Consider the following 18433-nt stretch of genomic DNA (forward strand, 5'->3'; position numbering starts at 1 on the left):
TCCTTACTCAAGGGGAATGTGTCATCCTCATTCCCCTTGAGTAAGCAGTCTTCTCACCATAAATGATAAATCTAAAAGTCATGTCATTCATATAAGCTTCCCTAGCAATTTTTTATCTACAACTATTTCCACTTGTGATACGGTTCACCTTTAATTAATCTTAAACTGTTCAACAAATTCAATCCCTTTCCATTAGTGAAGTGACAAAAAATATCATCAAACTATAATTTTACTGAACCGTAAACTCTGACTCTTCACCTCTATATTTTTGAACTAATGTCCCAGCATCACGATTCTAAACTCTCCCACAGCCGCTTCATCACCATCCGCTCCCACCACTTCCACGGCAATATATTTTTCAAGACAATTCCTAATTTCACGCCTTTGCCAACCGGATACCGCAATTTCGGATAAGGAGACTTTGCCACGTGTACAATCTGTTGGATCACTTCATACGGAGAGGGTGCCGTGTCAGCAACATGGTTGACATATTTCAAAATTTTCTCCATCTCTTTAACATAAGGAGAATCCGGATTGACCGATACCGCATCCAGCCCTTTTGACCAGATTTCCGTTTTATAGGATCCCGGTTCAATTAAAACGACATGAACACCGTACGGCAGCATCTCTAAACGCAAAGACTCGCTGAATCCTTCCACCGCAAACTTTGATGCCACGTAAGGTCCCATAGAAGGGAATCCGATTCGTCCGCTGATACTGCTTATATTCACAACCTTGCCGCTTCTGCGTGCCCTCATCGACGGCAAAACAGCTTTTGTTACTGCCACCAAACCGAAAAAATTCGTTTCAAATTGCCGACGCCATTCTTCAACAGCAAGCTCCTCCGTAAATCCTCCCGCTGCATACCCCGCGTTGTTTACCAACAGATCAATTTGGCCGTATTCTTCAATCACATTCTGAATCACAGTTTCCGCTGCGGAAAAATCGTTTACATCTAGTTGGATAATCTCAATCCGGTCTGTGACACCTGCTTCTTTGGCCGCCGCTTTCAATCGTCCTCTCTTATCCAAATCTCTCATTGAAGCCAGCACGCGGTAGCCTTCGCGGGCAAGCGCTACACTTGTTAGCAATCCAAAGCCGCTTGAAGCTCCTGTAACAAACGCAACAGGTTGTTTCTTTAAAGTTTGATTCACAAGATTCCCTCCAGCTATTCATATTCTAACACTGCCTTTTTGTCAAATATATGTAGAGCATCATCACTGCTTTCGTCCGCAAATTCCTTCAAAAATCTGCTCCACCTATATGTTTTGACAATTCCTGTCTCTTCTTAATAAACACTTTTTATTGGAATTGTATCATGGAAATAATGAGATAAAATAAATCCTGCCTTCTTTACAGAGGATTGGTTAAAAATATTTAATTATTAAAAATCGCCAAGTATAATAATTACCGGCGATTTCTAACTTCTATCATAGCTCATATGAATAAGTCGCTTTGCCTTTTCAAAATCTTCATCATTATAAATACTGACTTCTAAATCCCCTGTTCCGATATGACCGATATTTCGTACATCACGGCTAAATCCTGGCTCGAGTTCAATTTCATCTGGATTCACTTTTAAAAATAAGACGATTTTTTCTGTCTGAGGATGCACTTCTAAGCAGACAAAATTTTTAATGCGCTTAAAGGCTATGTAGTATTTTAATACAGCCATTTGTACATCATCGCCTAGTGCCATAATATATGCTTTTATTGCTTCAAACCGGTCTTTTAATTCTGTACTGGATTGTTCCAGATATTCGGAGACTGTCTTATATCCGGGCTTCGATGAGTTAATATGGTTTTCAACTTCCAGTAATGGTTGTGCAGTTGTTGTATTTACTAAATCGAGCAAAAGAAATCCATCTTTATAAAACTTATACTGGTACAACTCAATGTTCCGATTAATTTGTTGAACAGCATGTTCGTCATATTTTGTGAATCCACCCGCAATACATAATAAGCGCGGATTCGTCCAATCAATTGCGTCAGCCAAGTCATTACCGTATTTGCGCATTACCATAAGAGTGAATTCTGCTTTATGATCCAACAGCCAGTCCAGATAATATAATCCTTGGTTAATGACATTTTCATTGACAGCTCGTTTATATTCGATAATAACTGGAGAGTTATTTTCATCAATACCTAATGTATCGATTCTGCCGCCATGTGTCTTACCAGTAGAATATTCTGATGCTAAAAACCGTACACCTAAAAATGTTTCAAGATTACGCTCAATAAGGGTTTGCAGCGATTTTTCAATTGTCAGAGATGTGCCTTCCAATTCACTTACATGTTCTCCATTTATACGAAATAATTTAATATCACCCATGAAACTACTCCTTCTTTTATTGTGCATCTAAAACTACGATTACAATAAATGAATAATGATAGTATACAATAAGCGTTGATATTTATGAGACATATTAGTCAATCTATGTAAAGAATACGGAAGAACGTAACAAAAGACTCCATTCAATTTTAATAATGTTCCACTCGTTCGGAAATATGTTTGCAAAATTATTTTGGCTCTTGGAAATACTAGAGAAACCAATCAATACATTCATTACAAAGACTGCTTGATTATTAACTCATGAAATGTTTATTACCCTTTGCAAGAAAGGAAATCATGTTGCAAACGATACAGATGATGAAACAACCGGAGAAGCAAAAGTGGTATTGTTAATTACTTTTCTCTCAAGCGCCCAGTTTACGAACTATATGATAACTTAAATTTTAAGTCAATCGAATATCTAGACATGTCGAGCATGAGGAATTTCAAAGAGACATCAAGAAAAGGTAAAACAGTTTGAAGCGCATTTGAAAAAGCTTTGTGAAACTATATTATGTGAGGGGGATAATCGAGGAAGAAAAAATAAAAATCCAACTTGACACATATGTTTAATTTATTTAATATATTTACTAAAGATTTTTCGAAATATATAAATAGTTTCCTTTATTTCAAAAATAAACATGCCGACTGGATTACTAGAGGCTCTCAATTCAATGAAAATATTCATTTGAGTTGAGAGCCTCTTTTCGTTTTTCCGATGCTTGGTGCTCTAGACATGATCTATGGAGCATACACTGTTTGATTCGCAAATTAAATTACATATTTAAAATAAATCGTTCCGACCACAAAATGAGTTTGACTATATTGGGGGCTTAATCCCAATGGGAAATCAAGTGAAGATGCGAGGATTTTTGCCTTTAATTTATGGAAAAACTGAAATTTCTTGTTACAGTTCGGCCGGGGCTTGATCTTCTACCATAGCTGCATGAATGGTAGTGACGATTGACCGTTTCGCAACATCAGATGGTTGAATAGGACGAGAGCCCGCAGCTTAGCGGGGATGGTTTATTTCTTGATCACAACGCACGATTTAAGCTAACGGATGATTTTTCAATAATGTTATCGAAATATTTTGCCTGATCATAAAGTTCACCAGTGTGTTGAAGAAGAAGTCGTCCAATTAATGGCTGTCCTAACTCTTTAGCCAACGCTTATTTCGGTGGATCAGGTATGGCTGCTATAAATGTAGCATCTGAACATGAATATTTACTTAACGTAGGGAAAGCCGCCTTGATTGCAGCTAAAAGCAAAAGCTGTCTGAAAAAATGAGATTTACAATTCGATGTACCCATTATCTTAGAGAGCAAAGCAACTGAATGGTATGGAGACAGTTGAGTTAATTCGGCATGTTGAGGAAAAAAACATCACAAATTTTTTTCGCATGGATTCATAAGGAGAGTTGTATGAGCGAACTCCATAAAAAAGAGAGCAAATCAGCCTTACTTATGGGCGGGTAGGTCTTGAACGAGGAGGTGCTGAAAAATTCCGGATGATAATATCAAAATCTTTTTTCTTTTCAAAATAGTACAGAAATTATTTAATACAATATTCACGCTTTACCGAATAAAGAACTTCCTTGTTATCGGTACAGGTGGTCATGGCAATAAAAATTTTGGCCAGAACGCAATATGATTGGAATGAATTGTAGGGAGGAAACAGCTCATGAAAAAGAAGAAAATGCATTTGCTTCAATATATGAGTCCGCCTGTAACTCATCACAGCAGCGCGACATGGAAGCATCCGCGGAATATGACGATGACGAATGCTTTTCAATGGAATCGTCCGGAGATTTGGCAAGAGGTTGCCCAAATCGCCGAAAGAGGCAAACTTGATGCAGTATTTTTTGCCGATACGGAAGGCATCTATTCCGAGTATGAGAACAGCTACAAAAGTGCCGTTCGCTATGCCTCGCAAGTGCCTTGTTATGAACCGTCAGTTTTAATGGCATTTATGGGTGCGGTAACAAAGCATATTGGCCTGACCATGACGTTTTCGGTGGCAGGTTATCCACCATACATTTTAGCACGCAAACTGGCCACCTTGGATCACCTGTCACGTGGACGTGTCGGCTGGAATGTTGTCACTGCTTTTCATAAGAATGCATCTGAAAACCTTGGGTTGAGTGTTGAACAGTATCATTTATCCCACGATCAGCGCTATGATCGGCTGGAAGAGTATATGGAGGTTTGCTACAAATTATGGGACAGCTGGGAGCCGGATGCAATCGTTATGGATGCAGAAAATAACATATTTGCCGATCCGGAAAAAGTGCATCCGATCAATCACGAAGGAAAATGGTTCAAGTGCAAAGGCCCATTGAATATCGATCGTTCCCCGCAAGGGCGCCCGGTTATCCTTCAGGCTGGACAATCATCACGCGGAATCCAATTTGCCGCTAAACATGCCGAACTTATTTTTACTCTTCAGCCTGATCGCGAAGCAATGAAGGTTTATTACAATCGTTTGAAAGAAGGAGCAGTGAAAGCTGGGCGCGATCCGGATGATGTCAGAGTCTGTTTTGGATTGCAAGTATTTGTTGGAGAAACAGAGGAAATTGCCCGTGCGAAAGCTGCACTCCACAATTCTCTCGTTCCGGCTGAAGCAGGGGTAACGATCTTGTCCGGTCACTTGGGCTACGATTTATCCAAACACGGACTGGACGAATTAATTGCTGATTTAAAAGTGCCTGGTATTCAAGGAATGATTGACGCTTATAAACATAGTAGTTCTAAAAATATAACCATTCGTGAGGCTGGGATGTTACATGGTCGCGGCGTCATGACTCCACAGTTAGTAGGTTCGCCAGAGCAAGTAGCCGATTGGATGGAAGAGACAATGAAGGAAGTAGGAGGAGACGGCTTTCTGTTAAGTCCAGCTTATTTGCCCGGCTCACTGGAAGAGTTTGTTGAGTTGGTGGTGCCAATTTTACAAAAACGCGGTTTGGTAAGGACAGAATATGTTGAAAACGGAACATTAAGGGATAATCTGAAGGCCCTGAACGCCTAAAAACTTGAGCAAATGCTGTAGTTTTCACCTTTCCTCGAGAAAAAGTGAGGATGGGCTGGAAAAACCATCATTTATATAGGGAGGATGAAAGCTTATGTCAAGAATTATTTCTGAAAATGAAAATCCTATCACGTTAACACTCGGTCAAGTACGTGAAAAAATTCGTGAAATTGTGGATAAAGTTATCCGTCCCAATGCAGATCGTATTGATCGAAGCAAAGAATTTCCAAGTGAAAATATCGCCGTTCTTGCAAAAGAGGGGTTTAACAGTATTTTACTTCCAGAAAAATTAGAGGGATTGGGATTGAACTATTCTGCCTTTGCAATTGTTGTTCAGGAAATAGCGAAGGCATGTCCCTCCACTGCACTTATTTACACTATGCATGTAGAGGCAGCCCGCACGATATACTCTCATGGAAATGAAGATCAATGGGAACGGTGGTTGAAACCGATTCGCAGTGGAAAGTTTGGTACAACTTCAACCAGCGAAGGAGCAACAGGAGGACATTACTGGTACAACATAAGTGAAGCTGTAAGAACGGATGACGGGTACATTATTAATGCTCAAAAATCTTTCACCACGAGCAGTGGATTTGCGGATTTTTATGTATTCCAAACAAAAACACCAAATGCTAAATCACCAGATGACATTACTTATTTTATTGTGGACGGTCATCAAGAAGGGATAGAAGCTGGAGAATGGGCAGCGCTGGGAGTGCGTGGAAATCACAGCTCTTCGCTTACCCTTCGTAATGTTTTTGTAGATAAAAAGGATCGTTTAGGTGAAGAAGGTGAGGGAAAAGAAATTGTTCAAAACGGTATCGCTTACCTGATTGGTCTAGGGGCAACATGGACAGGAACCGCTATCGGGATTTTGGATGAAACACTTGCATATGCTAAGCGGAAAGTTCATCAGGATGTCAATAAGGCATTAAGCGATTATCAAGTTATTCGCAGCCAGCTAGCAAAAGCGAAAATTTTAACGGACAGCCTGCAAGCCTGGCAGAAGGATTTAGCTTCTCAATTGGATGAATGGTTAGAAAGCGGAGAAAAATACGCTCCAGAAGAGCTGAAAAATTCTTTACTTGAATTCAAAGTCCTAGCTTCCGATGCAGCCAATGAGATTGCACAAATAGGACTTGATATCAGCGGCGGATTCGGTTACCGTGAAGGAACTTTGGAAAGATTATATCGAGATGCCCGAGCAGGCATCGCCATGGGACCATCAAATCATATCGCGCGAGAAATGATCGGGAAACAACTTGTTGGGATTAAGGATGATCTGTGGAATGTTAAGTAAAATATAAAGGAATTTCACAATGACACAGACACATAATCCTTATAACTTTAGAAGCTTTACAATTTCATCACCCTTTTAATTAGAAAGAATTTCAACTCATAAAACAATGAGGAAATTCTTCTTTACAAATCAATTTGTCAAGTTACTTGAAGACATTGGTTATTATACGAGTAATTAATACCAAAGATTGGCAGTAATGAATTACTTCATTATATTCAGACAAGGTTTTATGAGTTTTTTAGGAGGGGAAAGATATGCCGACAATAAGCAAGATTAACAGAGTTTGTTTTACGTTATTGTTAATTTTGAGTATTTTTATTATTTCTGCTTGCTCTAAAGATACGGCAAACAATACTGAGCTGAAAGAAGCTAATACCATTGTAAATGACAACTCCAGTGAGGAAAGTAATTCGAAAAATAATAAAGATTCTGGTGTTAAGGGCGTTGTTGATGGGAAGCCTGTCCCTTCCCTTGAAGGTAAGAAGATAGGTGTAGCGGTTATTGGAACATACCATAACTGGGATCGGCAAGCTTTTCAGGGACAGATTGACCGTATAAAAGAATTGGGAGGTATCCCGATTGCAGTTGATGGTGAACGTAATGACCAAAAGCACATTGCGGATATTGAAAACTTAATTTCTCAGAAGCCTGATGCAATCATCAAGCAGCTTGGTGATACAAAAGTATTTGCTCCAGTTCTAAAAAAAGTACATGATGCAAAAATTCCTTTATTTACTGTTGATCATCCAAGTGAGTATAGTATCACCAATCATATGTCTGATAATTATTACATTGGTGAGGCGTTAGCGCGTAAAATGTTTGAAGATATCGGAGGAGAAGGAAAAATCGCTGTTTTCAATGGATTTAGCGGGGTACGTGTTTGCGCCATTCGCTATGACATGATGAAATATGTGGCAAAAGATTATCCCAAAATTGAATTTATTGAACCGGAATTACAGGACGTTATTCCTGGAACAATAGAGGATGCTAGAAAGAAGGTTCAGGATTTACTTATTAAATATCCTAAAAAAGGAGAACTGAAGGCGATTTGGGCGGCTTGGGACATACCCAGTATTGGGGCAGCTCAGGCTGTCGATGCTGCGGGACGCTCAGATATCAAGGTTTATGGTGTAGACGGAGATCCGGCTGCCATTGATATGGTTGCAGATCCTAACAGTTCCTTTGCAGCTGATATGGCACAATTGCCATATAAAATTGGTCAGTCAGCTGTCGATACAGTCGCTCGTTATTTGGCTGGTCAAAAGGTGCCAAAATCAGTTTATGTCGATCCACTCCTTGTAACAAAAGACAATGCAGAAGAAGCTAAGAAGATTTTATTCAAGAAATAGTTTATGAAGTCTTCCTTGACTTGGTACAGGTTTTGAGAGGAGTGAAGGTTGGTTTATGAGTGAAGACTACATATTGGAAATGATCAATATCAGTAAGGAGTTTCCCGGAGTAAAGGCTCTTCAAAATGTCAATTTCCAGCTCCGTGACGGTGAGATTCACGGCCTCATTGGAGAAAATGGTGCCGGAAAATCGACACTAATGAAGATACTAGCTGGAATTTATAGTCAAGATAGAGGAGAAATTCGTTTTCAGGGTCAGATTCTAGACCATTTGACACCGAGATTCGTAAAAAAGCTCGGAATTCACTTTATACATCAAGAAAGGTATGTTGTACCTTATCTCACTGTAGCTGAATCATTATTTTTAGGCATTGAGCCTGCTTATACACCCTTAAAATTGATAAAACGGAGATCCATGGAAAGGGAGGCAGAAAAAGTTTTAAGGGAAACAGTGGGAATTCCCTTACCTGGTAACAAACTAGTAAGAGATTTAACTGTGGGAGAACAGCAATTACTGCAGATTTGTCGAGCATTGCTTCAACAACCAAAAGTGATCGTGTTTGATGAGCCTACAGCCGTTCTTGCTAAACGTGAAGCGGATCAATTATTCAAGATTATTAGAGAACTACGTAAAAAGAAAATTGGAATTATTTATATATCACATTATTTGGGTGAAATCCTTGATATTTGTGACCGCATTACAGTATTACGCAACGGGGGCAAGGTTAATACGACAGAAACCAAAGGGTTAACGATTGAAGATATTGTATATATGATGACTGGTCGTCATATAGGTGATCAGTTTCCTTCAAAAAATAGGACTATAGGAAAAACGTTATTGGATGTTAAGGACTTAACCCATACAACATTATTTCGGAATGTAAGTTTTCAAATCCGCAGCGGTGAGATAGTTGGTGTTACTGGATTAATGGGGTCAGGTCATACTGAACTTGGCATGGCAATATATGATCATTCCGGCATCACTTATGGAAGCATAGAATTCGAGGGAAAACGTCTCTTGCGTATTAATCCCGAGAGAGCGGTGTCTTTAGGGATGGGATATGTACATGAGGATCGACGAAATCTTGGGATCATTCAGAATATGTCTGTTCGAGAAAATATCACACTCGCAAGTCTAAAGGAAGTAAGCAAAGTGGGAGTCATTAACACTGCCAGGGAATCTCAAAAAACGGCTGAATTGATAGAAAAGTTAGAAATTCGCACTCCAAGCCAAGAGGAAGCAGTAAATTACCTGAGTGGCGGGAACCAGCAAAAAGTGGTCATAGCTAAGTGGTTAAGCAGTGGGGCAAAGTTATATATTTTGAATCAACCCACTGCTGCTGTGGACGTAGGGGCTAAAGCAGAGATTTATACTCTTATTAATCAAATAGTGGAACAAGGAGCTGGAGTGCTTTTAATTTCCCAAGACCTTCAGGAATTGGTCGGTCTATGTGATCGAATTTTAGTCATGTATCGCGGTGAAATTATACAGGAACTGGCTGGAGATCAACTTACAACGGACAAGGTGATGGTTTGTATGATGGGAGGGGGCCTAAATGACTCAGGCAACAACGAGTAAATCTTTTATCAATATCAATCATTTACTAAGATATAGTGGATATGCAGCATTTTTCATTGTAGCCGTATATTTCTCGCTTCGTTCACCGGTTTTTTTAACTCCGGAAAATTTGATTAATATTTTAGTTCAGTCAAGTGCATTAGGCATTGTTTCATGCGGAATGGCTTCTGTATTGATCGGCGGCGGTAATCATGTGATCAGAGGCGGAAATGAACTTTCGTTAGCAAATAATCTTGCTCTAAATGTCGCAGTCACAGCAGTGTTAATTCATAATGGGTACCCCTTTTTTGCAGCTTATGGAGTGGCAGTTTTATGCAGTATATGCATTGGAATCATTAATGCATTTGCGGTTGTAAAACTAAAAGTCATTCCTTTATTAGGAACTTTATCTATGATGTATTTGCTTCAAGGTGTGATCATGCTTGTAACGAACAATGCCGTTGTAAGCGTGGCTGATCCTACTTTAATTTCTCTAGCCAATACTCGCTTTTTGGGGTTGCCATTTCCCGTGTGGATATTCGCTATCGTAGGTTTCGTCTTATATGTTTTGCATCATAAAACAGTATTCGGCAATTGGGTATATGCGGTTGGTGGCAATCCACAAGCTGCGAGAACAGCCGGAGTTAATATTCATATTGTATTGGCTATGACTTATATAATTGCAGCGATAACTGCTGCAATTGCAAGTTTGCTAGTAACTGCCCGTTTATCAGGCAGTTCACCAGGAATAGGAGACATTATGTTATTAGATATTATATTAGCGGGTTTTATGAGTGCTATTTTTACACGTCTTTCTATACCTAATATTCCTGGAGCAATCATTAGCGCGGTTTTTGTAGGGATGTTATCTAATGGATTTACTTTAATAAACGTTCCAGCATACTGGGTTTATGCAATTAAGGGGGGATTAATACTGATGGCTGTTTCGATTACGACGACACAGCAAAGGAGAATGAGTAGAAATGTCTAAACTTACTGTTAAAAAAGGCTTTTATTCAGGTGATACTCTAAAAATTGAAAAAAGCTTAACACACTTTAGTACTCTTATTGCCTTGATTGGGGTCATTTTACTCTTTTCCATTACCACCCCTTCATTTCTGAGTATGAGCAATTTTGCAAATATTTTAAGTCAATCTTCAATATTAGCTTTGGTGTCTATTGGATTATGCTTTGTAGTCGCTAGCGGCGGAATAGATCTTTCAGTAGCCGTATCATTTGATATTGGAGCTATGGTTGCAGTCATGATGCTACAGGAAGGGTTTGATTGGTTACCAGCTATTCTTTTGGGATTAGCTGCAGGAGCTGTAGTAGGCCTTTTTAATAGTTTTTTTGTCGTCAAAATCAACATTTCGCCTTTTCTAGTAACATTGGGGACTCTTTTTATCGGTGAAAGCATAGAAAAAATTGTAACTAAAGGTGGCGAGCCAATTTATCTGCCGGGAATGAATGAAATATTCAAGTTTTTAGGGCGCGGCAGCTTATTCGTTCTAGAGGCGGAAGAAGGAAGCCGGATCGATTTTAAGTTTTCTATTCTTCTCGCTCTCTTAACAGCTTTCATCGCACATTTTGTCCTTAAACGAACTATTTTTGGACGTCACTTATATGCTTTAGGGGCCAAAAAGGAAGCGGCTGCTCTTTCAGGGATACCAATTGGAAGATATACAATCTATGCTTTTTTATTAAGTGGTGTTATCTGCGCATTAGCAGGAATAATTGGTTCCTCTGTGCTAACAGCCTATACACCTTTGAGCGGCCGTTATTACCTAATGGATGCGATAGGTGCTGTTTTTATAGGAAGTACCTTAAGTCGTCACGGCCATGCGAACATACCTGGAACATTAATTGGAGTTCTCTTCTTTGGTATTGTAGCTAACGGCCTTAGCTTGATAGGAATTAATTTTTACTGGCAAGGCGTTGCAAGAGGGCTTTTAATCTTTCTTATACTTCTAATAGACGCCATTGTCTCAAAAAAAAGATTTAGTACCTAGCGTAAAACTATTTGATAGAGTCACAGAGTCGGCATGGACTTTTCAATGAAAATTATTATGTAATTCCAAACAAATTATGTATAAATTCATTTTTGTCAGATTTCACCTGTAGGTAATAAAAACTTGCAGGAGTACACGCTTCTGATGCAGCGAATAAAGTAGCACAAATAGGACTTGATATCAGCGGCGGATTCGGTTACCGTGAAGGAACTTTGGAAAGATTATATCGAGATGCCCGAGCAGGCATCGCCATGGGACCATCAATCATATCGCGCGAGAAATGATCGGGAAAAATTTGTTGGATTAGGGATAAACTAAAAAGATGCATCATCCAGAAAAAATAAAAGAAATAACAATAATAAATGATTTTGGGGGAGAAGACAAAATGAAAAGACTTTCTTATTTGTTTTACATAATTTGCTTAATGGTACTAATAAGCGGTTGTGGAAAAGCTACTAATGCCAGTGAAGATAAAGATACATTAGTAATAGCAACGAATCCTTCGTTTAATGGTTTTCCAGAAATACTTGAATTTATAAAACCTAAGTTGAAAGAGGAAGGTATAGATTTAAAAATTGAATATGTAAATGACATTATTCAGCCTAATGAGCTCGTTCATGACAAAAGTGTTGATGCGAACGCTTTTCAACATATTCCTTATATGGAAGCTTACAACAAGCAGCATGGAACTAATTTAGTTGCAGCGATTAAAGTACTTGCTTGGCCTTCCGGACTTTATTCAAAGCGTTATAAAGACATAAAAGACGTTCCTGACGGGGCAACCATCAGTATACCGCAGGATCCTTCCAATAACGGAAGAGCGCTTGATTTCTTAGCAAAACATGGATTCATTAAATTGAAAGAAGGGGTAGGAGTACAAGCAACTAAAAAAGATATCATTGAAAACAAAAGAAATTTCAAAATTATCGAATTAGATCAAGGAATGTCAGCAAAATCTCTTGATGATGTAGATTTAGCTTTTATTTTAGGAGGATATCAAACAGCAGTTGGTCTTCACTTAAAAGATGCGCTGCTTGCGGAAGACTCTAGCTCTGAATTTATAGGCGTTATCACGACTAGACCAGACAACCAAAATGACGAAAAAATCCAAAAATTAAAAAAGGTTTTGCATACACCGGAGGTTAAAAAATTCATTGAGGAAACATTCCATGGGGACATAATCCCAGTATTTGAATAATGGGGGCTGTCACAAATGATACATTTAAAAAATATCAGTAGCATTGCATTAAGTTAATTTTAATTTGTCAAGCCCAATTTTATGTTAAATTTCATCTTTTTGGATATAAAAAAACTCCTTATAATTAGGATTGGCAGTCCTATCCAAATCCTAAGAATAAGGAGAAACCATTATGGATAAGAATACCACAGAATCCACAATAAATGAACTATTTAAAGAGATCGATCCAATAACTTTTTCAAAACTAATTAATGTGATTGACGTTGACAAATACATTAAAAAATTAACGGCGTATAAGTTTTTACAACTTTGTATCATCGCTCAGTTAAACGAATTGGAAAGCTTAACAAAATTGGCCAAACATTTGAAAGACAAGGAAGAGTTGCAGACATATCTGGAATTTGATGCAATTAGTACTTCGCAACTTTCTCGCAAATTAGGCCAATTATCCCCTCAACTGTTTGAAAAAGTATTTAAATATCTGGTCTTAAAGATCCAAGGGCAAATGAAAAATGCCCCGATCATCCGAAACATTGGTCGTCTTCTGGTCATTGATTCTACCACGATGAGCATGAGTTTGAGCCAATATCCATGGGCAACTTTTCGTAAGACAAAGGCTGGTGTTCGACTCCATTTAAAGGTTGTTGTAACGAAGGATATCACTGTTCCGGATCAAGGGATTATCTTACCCGCGAAACATGCCGATCGCACACAGATGGACGAACTCATTGAAATCGATCCAAATGCGATTTACTTGTTTGATCGAGGGTATGTCGATTACAAACAGTTCGACCGCTTATGCCGAGAAGGGGTGCGATTCATTACCCGGCTTAAAAAGAACGCAGAGATTGAAGTTTTATCGGAACGGATTCCCAATCCAGAACGTTTGATTTATAGGGATCAGATTGTCATTTTAGGAAATGACCGTAATCATACCAAAATGACTCATCCTCTCCGATTGATCGAAACGGTCGACAGCGAAGGGAATCCCGTGATCATCATAACCAATTGCTTTGATCTTTCTGCGGAAGAGATTGCAGATTTATACCGATATCGCTGGAAGATAGAGACCTTCTTTAAATGGATGAAACAGCACCTTAAGATAAAAAGATTTTATGGAAAAAGTCAAAATGCCGTTTACAATCAAATTTGGATCGCCCTAATCACCTATTGCTTACAGGCCATGCTCCAATTAAAAGTGAATCACGATGGTCCTTTATTAGAGATCAAGCGAACTTTACAGAATCTGCTTTTTAAAGGTTTTGACTGTTTTGTTCGCTCCCTTTTTAAAAAGCCAATTCGAACGTCCAACGGTCGGAAAAAATACCATTGGGAAAAAGATTTTGAAACCATCGTGTACCAATTTGAAGAAGGGGAGGTGGAACACCTAGACGATTTAGTTTATGATCCAATGTTTCTGTAATATATTACCAAATTGTGGAAATGGACTGCCGATTAAGACGTCATTGTCCTTTTAAGCTTGCTTAGAAAGATTGTATGTCTGAATATTCAGTTACATGAAATAACTGGAATTTTTATTGAGCTTGACAAACATTAAATTTTTTTATGCAACGCTACTGAAAAAATATAAAGAAAACTTATCAAATTAAAAAAGATGAGAAATTGGAAGCAATTAAATCCGTATCATTAAAAGTGGAAAAAGGGGATATCTATGGGATTATCGGATTTAGCGGAGCAGGAAAGTCAACTCTGCTTCGTACAATCAATCTCCTTGAAAAGCCTGATGAAGGGGAGGTTCTTATTGAAGGAAGAAATATAATGGCTTTAAAGAAGAAAGAGCTGCGGCATATGAGACAATCGATTTCCATGATATTTCAACATTTTAACTTGATTCATAATAAAACGGTTTATGACAATGTATCTTTTCCATTAGAAATTGCCGGAATACCATCCGTTAAACGTAAAAGTATAATAGAAGAATGTCTTTCCATAGTTCAATTAGAAGATAAAGCAAATCAATACCCCTCTAATTTAAGCGGGGGACAAAAACAAAGAGTTGCCATCGCAAGAGCTTTGGCAACGAACCCGAAAATTTTGTTATGTGATGAGCCTACATCAGCTTTAGATCCACAAACAACGGATAATATTCTATCCTTTTTAAAGAAAATTAATCAAGAGCTAAATATAACGATGGTTATTGTTACACATGAAATGGATGTAGTGAGAAAAATTTGCAATAAAGTAGCCGTAATGGAAAAAGGAAGTATTTTAGAGGAATTTTCGTTATCAGACAATCAATATAATCCTAAGTCTGATATTGCTAAATTAATATTTAATAAGGACAAAAGGATGATCCTAAATGTTTGAAAACATCATTCAACAAATTCCTGATATAATAGAAGCCACTAAGCAAACAGCCATTATGGTAGGTATTTCAGTAACAGCTGGCATACTATTTGGAATTCCTTTAGGAACGATTCTGTTTTTAACAAGAAAAGGGCAATTATTAGAACAGCCGCATATTTTCAATATTTTAAATTCATTAGTGAATTTAATTAACGCATTTCCATTATTAATTTTAATCGTAGCTGTCATTCCGTTTACTCGGCTGTTGGTAGGAACATCCGTTGGAACGGTTCCTGCCTCTGTACCGCTTTCGATCGCTATTATTCCTTATTTCGCCAGACTAATAGAACAATCTTTAGTGGAAGTAAATAAAGGGGTCATCGAAGCAGCTATTTCAATGGGAGCTAATATATTTCAAATTATATGGAAAGTAATGTTTGTTGAAGCGAGAGCAGGAATGGTAGTCAGCTTATCTAATATTATTATTCTTTTAATATCTTATTCTACCATAGCGGGTGTTGTTGGCGCAGGCGGTCTCGGAGATTTTGCCGTTCGAAATGGCTATTATCGTTATCAACCGGATATTATGCTTGCTACAGTTGTTATCATGATCATTTTAGTTTCCATTATTCAAATTAGCGGCAGCCGTTTAGCCAGTTTTTTGGATAAACGATAAGCTAAACGGAGGCATTTATTGCGGGATTTTTGAACATAGTGTCTTAACAAAATGATGATTCGTTTCAAAGCATTGCTTGAATCGAGATCTTCTATAAAGTTTTAGTAAAATCCAGTCTCGCATAAGAAAATGCGATTAACAATTGTTCCCCCTCTTTTAATTTTATATAGATGAAGGAAGCTGTTGACATGGGTTATTGTTCAACAGCTTCTTGTTTTAAACATAGTATTGGCTTCTTAAAAAAGTAGGGAATTTTAACGTTTTATTTTTTTCCTCATAATCAATTGTGTAAGTTATTTGCACTGACTTTAAAAATTTCTTTCATACTTTCGGGTCAATTATAAAAATTATGTTAAAAATCGTATTTTCCGTTGATTTATATAAGTATATTGTTATATGTTTATTGAAGATAAGGAAATGATAATACTAAACAGTATTCATGTCGTGGATATGAAAAGACATTTTTTAGTGTGCGATGAACCATAAAGTAGATCGTTATATAAGTAAATATTTATATAACTATATGTATAGGGGGTGTTCCAAATGCAAAAAGCAGTGGTGGAAATAGAAAAAGCAGCACACGTTTTAAAGCTACTCGGTGATAAAACACGTTTAACGATTATGGCCATTTTAAAGAAACGCGAGTGTTGCGTCTGTGAGCTTCTAGAAGTATTTGATATGAGTCAGCCGGCTATTAGTCAGCATTTACGCAAGTTAAAAGATGCAGGATTAGTAAAAGAAGATAGAAGGGGGCAATGGATTTATTATTCTCTCAATCTAGAAAATGAGTTATATGATTTCATTCAAGAAATTCTGCAGCACATTCCAGATCAAACAGAGAATATTCGTAAGATTGAGGAAACCAACCCTACACTCCGTTGTGGTTGTTAACCTATTAATTTTAATTTAATTGGGAGGGAAAATGAATAACACGGGGAAAAAACGCCTATCGTTCTTGGATCGATATCTAACGCTTTGGATTTTCCTAGCTATGGCAGCAGGAATTGGCTTTGGATCTGTCTTTCCGGGCTTTGTAGACGCAATAAACAGTTTACAGGCAGGAACCACATCGATTCCAATTGCCATTGGTTTAATTTTCATGATGTATCCTCCGTTAGCAAAAGTTCGCTACGAGGAGATGGGACGCGTCTTTAAAGACATAAAAGTATTGGTTTTGTCCCTTGTACAAAATTGGATTATTGGACCAATATTGATGTTTGTATTGGCGATTGTATTTTTGCCGGATAAGCCGGAATACATGGTCGGACTCATCCTAATCGGTCTGGCACGTTGTATTGCGATGGTGATCGTCTGGAATGATTTAGCGAAAGGAGACAGAGAGTACGCAGCTGGGCTTGTAGCGTTTAACTCTGTATTCCAAGTGCTATTTTACTCTGTTTATGCGTATGTGTTTGTAACAATCATTCCAGAATGGTTAGGACTAGAAGGTGCTGTCGTTCATATTACAATGACGGAAGTCGCCAAGTCGGTGTTCATTTACTTAGGAATTCCGTTTCTTGGCGGAATGGTGACGCGCTTTTTGTTGGTAAAAGCAAAGGGCAGACAATGGTATGAAAAAGTATTCATTCCAAAAATCAGCCCGATTACATTGATTTCTTTATTGTTTACGATTATCGTCATGTTCTCTTTAAAAGGAGACGCTATCGTAAGTTTGCCGTTGGATGTAGTGAGAGTCGCCATTCCATTGTTCATTTACTTTGTATTGATGTTTTTCGTTTCCTTCTTCTTGGGGAAGAAATTTGGAGCGAGCTACCCTGTCACCACCACACTTGCCTTTACAGCCGGCAGCAATAACTTTGAGTTAGCGATTGCTGTAGCTGTTGGCGTGTTTGGGATCCATTCTGGTGCAGCATTTGCAGCTGTCATTGGACCACTTGTGGAAGTGCCTGTCATGATTGCATTGGTCAACGTAGCATTATGGTTTCAGCGAAAATACTTTAAAACCGAATCAGTATCATACTAACAACAGAGGTGCAATAAAACATGAAAAACAAAAAGATCATTTACTTCTTATGCACTGGCAACTCTTGCCGCAGCCAAATGGCAGAAGGATGGGCAAAAAAATATCTTGGCGACGAGTGGGAAGTGTACAGCGCCGGTATCGAAGCTCGCGGATTAAATCCAAACGCGGTAAAAGTCATGAAAGAAGTAGGAATTGATATTTCGAACCAAACATCGGATATCATTGATCCGGAAATTTTAAATAAAGCGGATTTGGTCGTAACATTATGCGGTCACGCCGCAGACCATTGCCCGGTAACACCTCCGCACGTGAAACGCGTACATTGGGGATTCGATGATCCTGCGAAGGCAGAGGGGACAGAAGAAGAAAAATGGGCTGTTTTCATGCGTGTTCGCGATGAGATTGGTGAAAGAATTAAACGTTTTGCTGAGACTGGTGAATAACTTCCTTCAGTCCCTCCATATCAATAACAAAAAGAGCCTGGAGAACTTTCTCGGGCTCTTCGTGTTTTTTAGGAGAAGAATTAGACAATTAACGAAAAAGTCATATAGCATTGGCTGTTGCAAGACAATATCAACATTAAGATTAATAGATTTGCTGCAATGGGGCAGATTTTAGGGAGAAAAATAGATATTTAATTTAGGTAAAAGTTTTAAGGGATTTATAGTACGATTTGAGGCTTCAATTATTACA

Annotated in this window: 15 protein-coding genes and 1 pseudogene; 14 read left to right on the plus strand and 2 right to left on the minus strand. The window is 38.2% G+C overall.

Annotation, left to right across the window (positions count from 1 at the left end):
• Positions 1-287: 287 nt before the first annotated feature.
• Positions 288-1154 carry an oxidoreductase gene (locus NSQ71_RS09045; RefSeq protein WP_340733716.1) on the minus strand — a complete coding sequence of 289 codons (867 nt, stop codon included), beginning with the start codon at positions 1152-1154 and terminating at the stop codon, positions 288-290.
• Between the two features lie 266 nt (positions 1155-1420).
• Positions 1421-2332: a DUF5655 domain-containing protein gene (locus tag NSQ71_RS09050; protein WP_066250723.1), complete on the minus strand. Its 912-nt coding sequence runs from the start codon at positions 2330-2332 to the stop codon at positions 1421-1423.
• 1683 nt (positions 2333-4015) lie between these two features.
• Here NSQ71_RS09050 and NSQ71_RS09055 point away from each other — a divergent pair.
• From NSQ71_RS09055 to arsC, 14 genes and pseudogenes are all read left to right on the plus strand, one after another.
• Entirely contained in the window at positions 4016-5359 is a 1344-nt protein-coding gene (locus tag NSQ71_RS09055) for an LLM class flavin-dependent oxidoreductase (protein ID WP_340733718.1), read from the plus strand.
• Positions 5360-5453: 94 nt separating this feature from the next.
• Positions 5454-6659: an acyl-CoA dehydrogenase family protein gene (locus tag NSQ71_RS09060; protein ID WP_327856743.1), complete on the plus strand. Its 1206-nt coding sequence runs from the start codon at positions 5454-5456 to the stop codon at positions 6657-6659.
• A 254-nt stretch (positions 6660-6913) separates the two neighbouring features.
• The gene (locus tag NSQ71_RS09065) at positions 6914-8008 is read left to right on the plus strand and encodes a sugar ABC transporter substrate-binding protein (RefSeq protein ID WP_327856744.1); all 1095 of its coding nucleotides are present in this window, start codon (positions 6914-6916) and stop codon (positions 8006-8008) included.
• A gap of 55 nt (positions 8009-8063) precedes the next feature.
• A complete protein-coding gene (locus NSQ71_RS09070) occupies positions 8064-9587 on the plus strand; it encodes a sugar ABC transporter ATP-binding protein (protein WP_327856745.1) in 1524 nt (507 codons plus the stop codon).
• Positions 9565-10557, plus strand: coding sequence for an ABC transporter permease (locus NSQ71_RS09075; RefSeq protein ID WP_327856746.1), 993 nt, complete (start codon positions 9565-9567; stop codon positions 10555-10557). Before NSQ71_RS09070 ends, NSQ71_RS09075 begins: the two co-directional genes overlap by 23 nt.
• The gene (locus NSQ71_RS09080) at positions 10550-11575 is read left to right on the plus strand and encodes an ABC transporter permease (RefSeq protein WP_340733724.1); all 1026 of its coding nucleotides are present in this window, start codon (positions 10550-10552) and stop codon (positions 11573-11575) included. Before NSQ71_RS09075 ends, NSQ71_RS09080 begins: the two co-directional genes overlap by 8 nt.
• Before the next feature lie 131 nt (positions 11576-11706).
• Positions 11707-11882: pseudogene (locus NSQ71_RS18535) on the plus strand (acyl-CoA dehydrogenase family protein); the annotation flags it as partial.
• Between the two features lie 15 nt (positions 11883-11897).
• The gene (locus NSQ71_RS09090; RefSeq protein WP_340733726.1) at positions 11898-12773 is read left to right on the plus strand and encodes a MetQ/NlpA family ABC transporter substrate-binding protein; all 876 of its coding nucleotides are present in this window, start codon (positions 11898-11900) and stop codon (positions 12771-12773) included.
• A gap of 172 nt (positions 12774-12945) precedes the next feature.
• The gene (locus NSQ71_RS09095; RefSeq protein WP_339192832.1) at positions 12946-14196 is read left to right on the plus strand and encodes an IS4 family transposase; all 1251 of its coding nucleotides are present in this window, start codon (positions 12946-12948) and stop codon (positions 14194-14196) included.
• A gap of 200 nt (positions 14197-14396) precedes the next feature.
• Entirely contained in the window at positions 14397-15101 is a 705-nt protein-coding gene (locus tag NSQ71_RS09100) for a methionine ABC transporter ATP-binding protein (RefSeq protein ID WP_340733728.1), read from the plus strand.
• Positions 15094-15756 (plus strand): methionine ABC transporter permease, encoded by a 663-nt coding sequence (locus NSQ71_RS09105; protein WP_063388321.1) that lies wholly within the window; start codon positions 15094-15096, stop codon positions 15754-15756. The genes NSQ71_RS09100 and NSQ71_RS09105 overlap by 8 nt, the downstream gene beginning before the upstream one ends.
• Positions 15757-16299: 543 nt before the next feature.
• Complete coding sequence (locus NSQ71_RS09110) at positions 16300-16647, plus strand: ArsR/SmtB family transcription factor (RefSeq protein ID WP_340733731.1); 348 nt, start codon at positions 16300-16302, stop codon at positions 16645-16647.
• Positions 16648-16678: 31 nt separating this feature from the next.
• Positions 16679-17740, plus strand: a complete 1062-nt coding sequence (gene arsB / locus NSQ71_RS09115) for an ACR3 family arsenite efflux transporter (RefSeq protein WP_311066111.1) — start codon at positions 16679-16681, stop codon at positions 17738-17740.
• A 20-nt stretch (positions 17741-17760) separates the two neighbouring features.
• Positions 17761-18183, plus strand: a complete 423-nt coding sequence (gene arsC / locus NSQ71_RS09120) for an arsenate reductase (thioredoxin) (RefSeq protein WP_340733735.1) — start codon at positions 17761-17763, stop codon at positions 18181-18183.
• The last annotated feature ends 250 nt before the right edge of the window (positions 18184-18433 follow it).

Source organism: Aeribacillus sp. FSL M8-0235 (assembly GCF_038000355.1).
In the GTDB taxonomy this organism is placed as follows: Bacteria; Bacillota; Bacilli; order Bacillales; family Aeribacillaceae; genus Aeribacillus; species Aeribacillus composti.

Excerpts from the sequence above, each read along its gene's own strand:
- NSQ71_RS09050 (WP_066250723.1), bottom strand. The coding sequence starts at position 2,332 with ATGGGTGATATTAAATTATTTCGTATAAATGGAGAACATGTAAGTGAA.
- NSQ71_RS09055 (WP_340733718.1), top strand. The coding sequence starts at position 4,016 with ATGAAAAAGAAGAAAATGCATTTGCTTCAATATATGAGTCCGCCTGTA.
- NSQ71_RS09060 (WP_327856743.1), top strand. The coding sequence starts at position 5,454 with ATGTCAAGAATTATTTCTGAAAATGAAAATCCTATCACGTTAACACTC.
- NSQ71_RS09065 (WP_327856744.1), top strand. The coding sequence starts at position 6,914 with ATGCCGACAATAAGCAAGATTAACAGAGTTTGTTTTACGTTATTGTTA.
- NSQ71_RS09070 (WP_327856745.1), top strand. The coding sequence starts at position 8,064 with ATGAGTGAAGACTACATATTGGAAATGATCAATATCAGTAAGGAGTTT.
- NSQ71_RS09075 (WP_327856746.1), top strand. The coding sequence starts at position 9,565 with ATGACTCAGGCAACAACGAGTAAATCTTTTATCAATATCAATCATTTA.
- NSQ71_RS09080 (WP_340733724.1), top strand. The coding sequence starts at position 10,550 with ATGTCTAAACTTACTGTTAAAAAAGGCTTTTATTCAGGTGATACTCTA.
- NSQ71_RS09090 (WP_340733726.1), top strand. The coding sequence starts at position 11,898 with ATGCATCATCCAGAAAAAATAAAAGAAATAACAATAATAAATGATTTT.
- NSQ71_RS09095 (WP_339192832.1), top strand. The coding sequence starts at position 12,946 with ATGGATAAGAATACCACAGAATCCACAATAAATGAACTATTTAAAGAG.
- NSQ71_RS09105 (WP_063388321.1), top strand. The coding sequence starts at position 15,094 with ATGTTTGAAAACATCATTCAACAAATTCCTGATATAATAGAAGCCACT.
- NSQ71_RS09110 (WP_340733731.1), top strand. The coding sequence starts at position 16,300 with ATGCAAAAAGCAGTGGTGGAAATAGAAAAAGCAGCACACGTTTTAAAG.
- arsB (WP_311066111.1), top strand. The coding sequence starts at position 16,679 with ATGAATAACACGGGGAAAAAACGCCTATCGTTCTTGGATCGATATCTA.
- arsC (WP_340733735.1), top strand. The coding sequence starts at position 17,761 with ATGAAAAACAAAAAGATCATTTACTTCTTATGCACTGGCAACTCTTGC.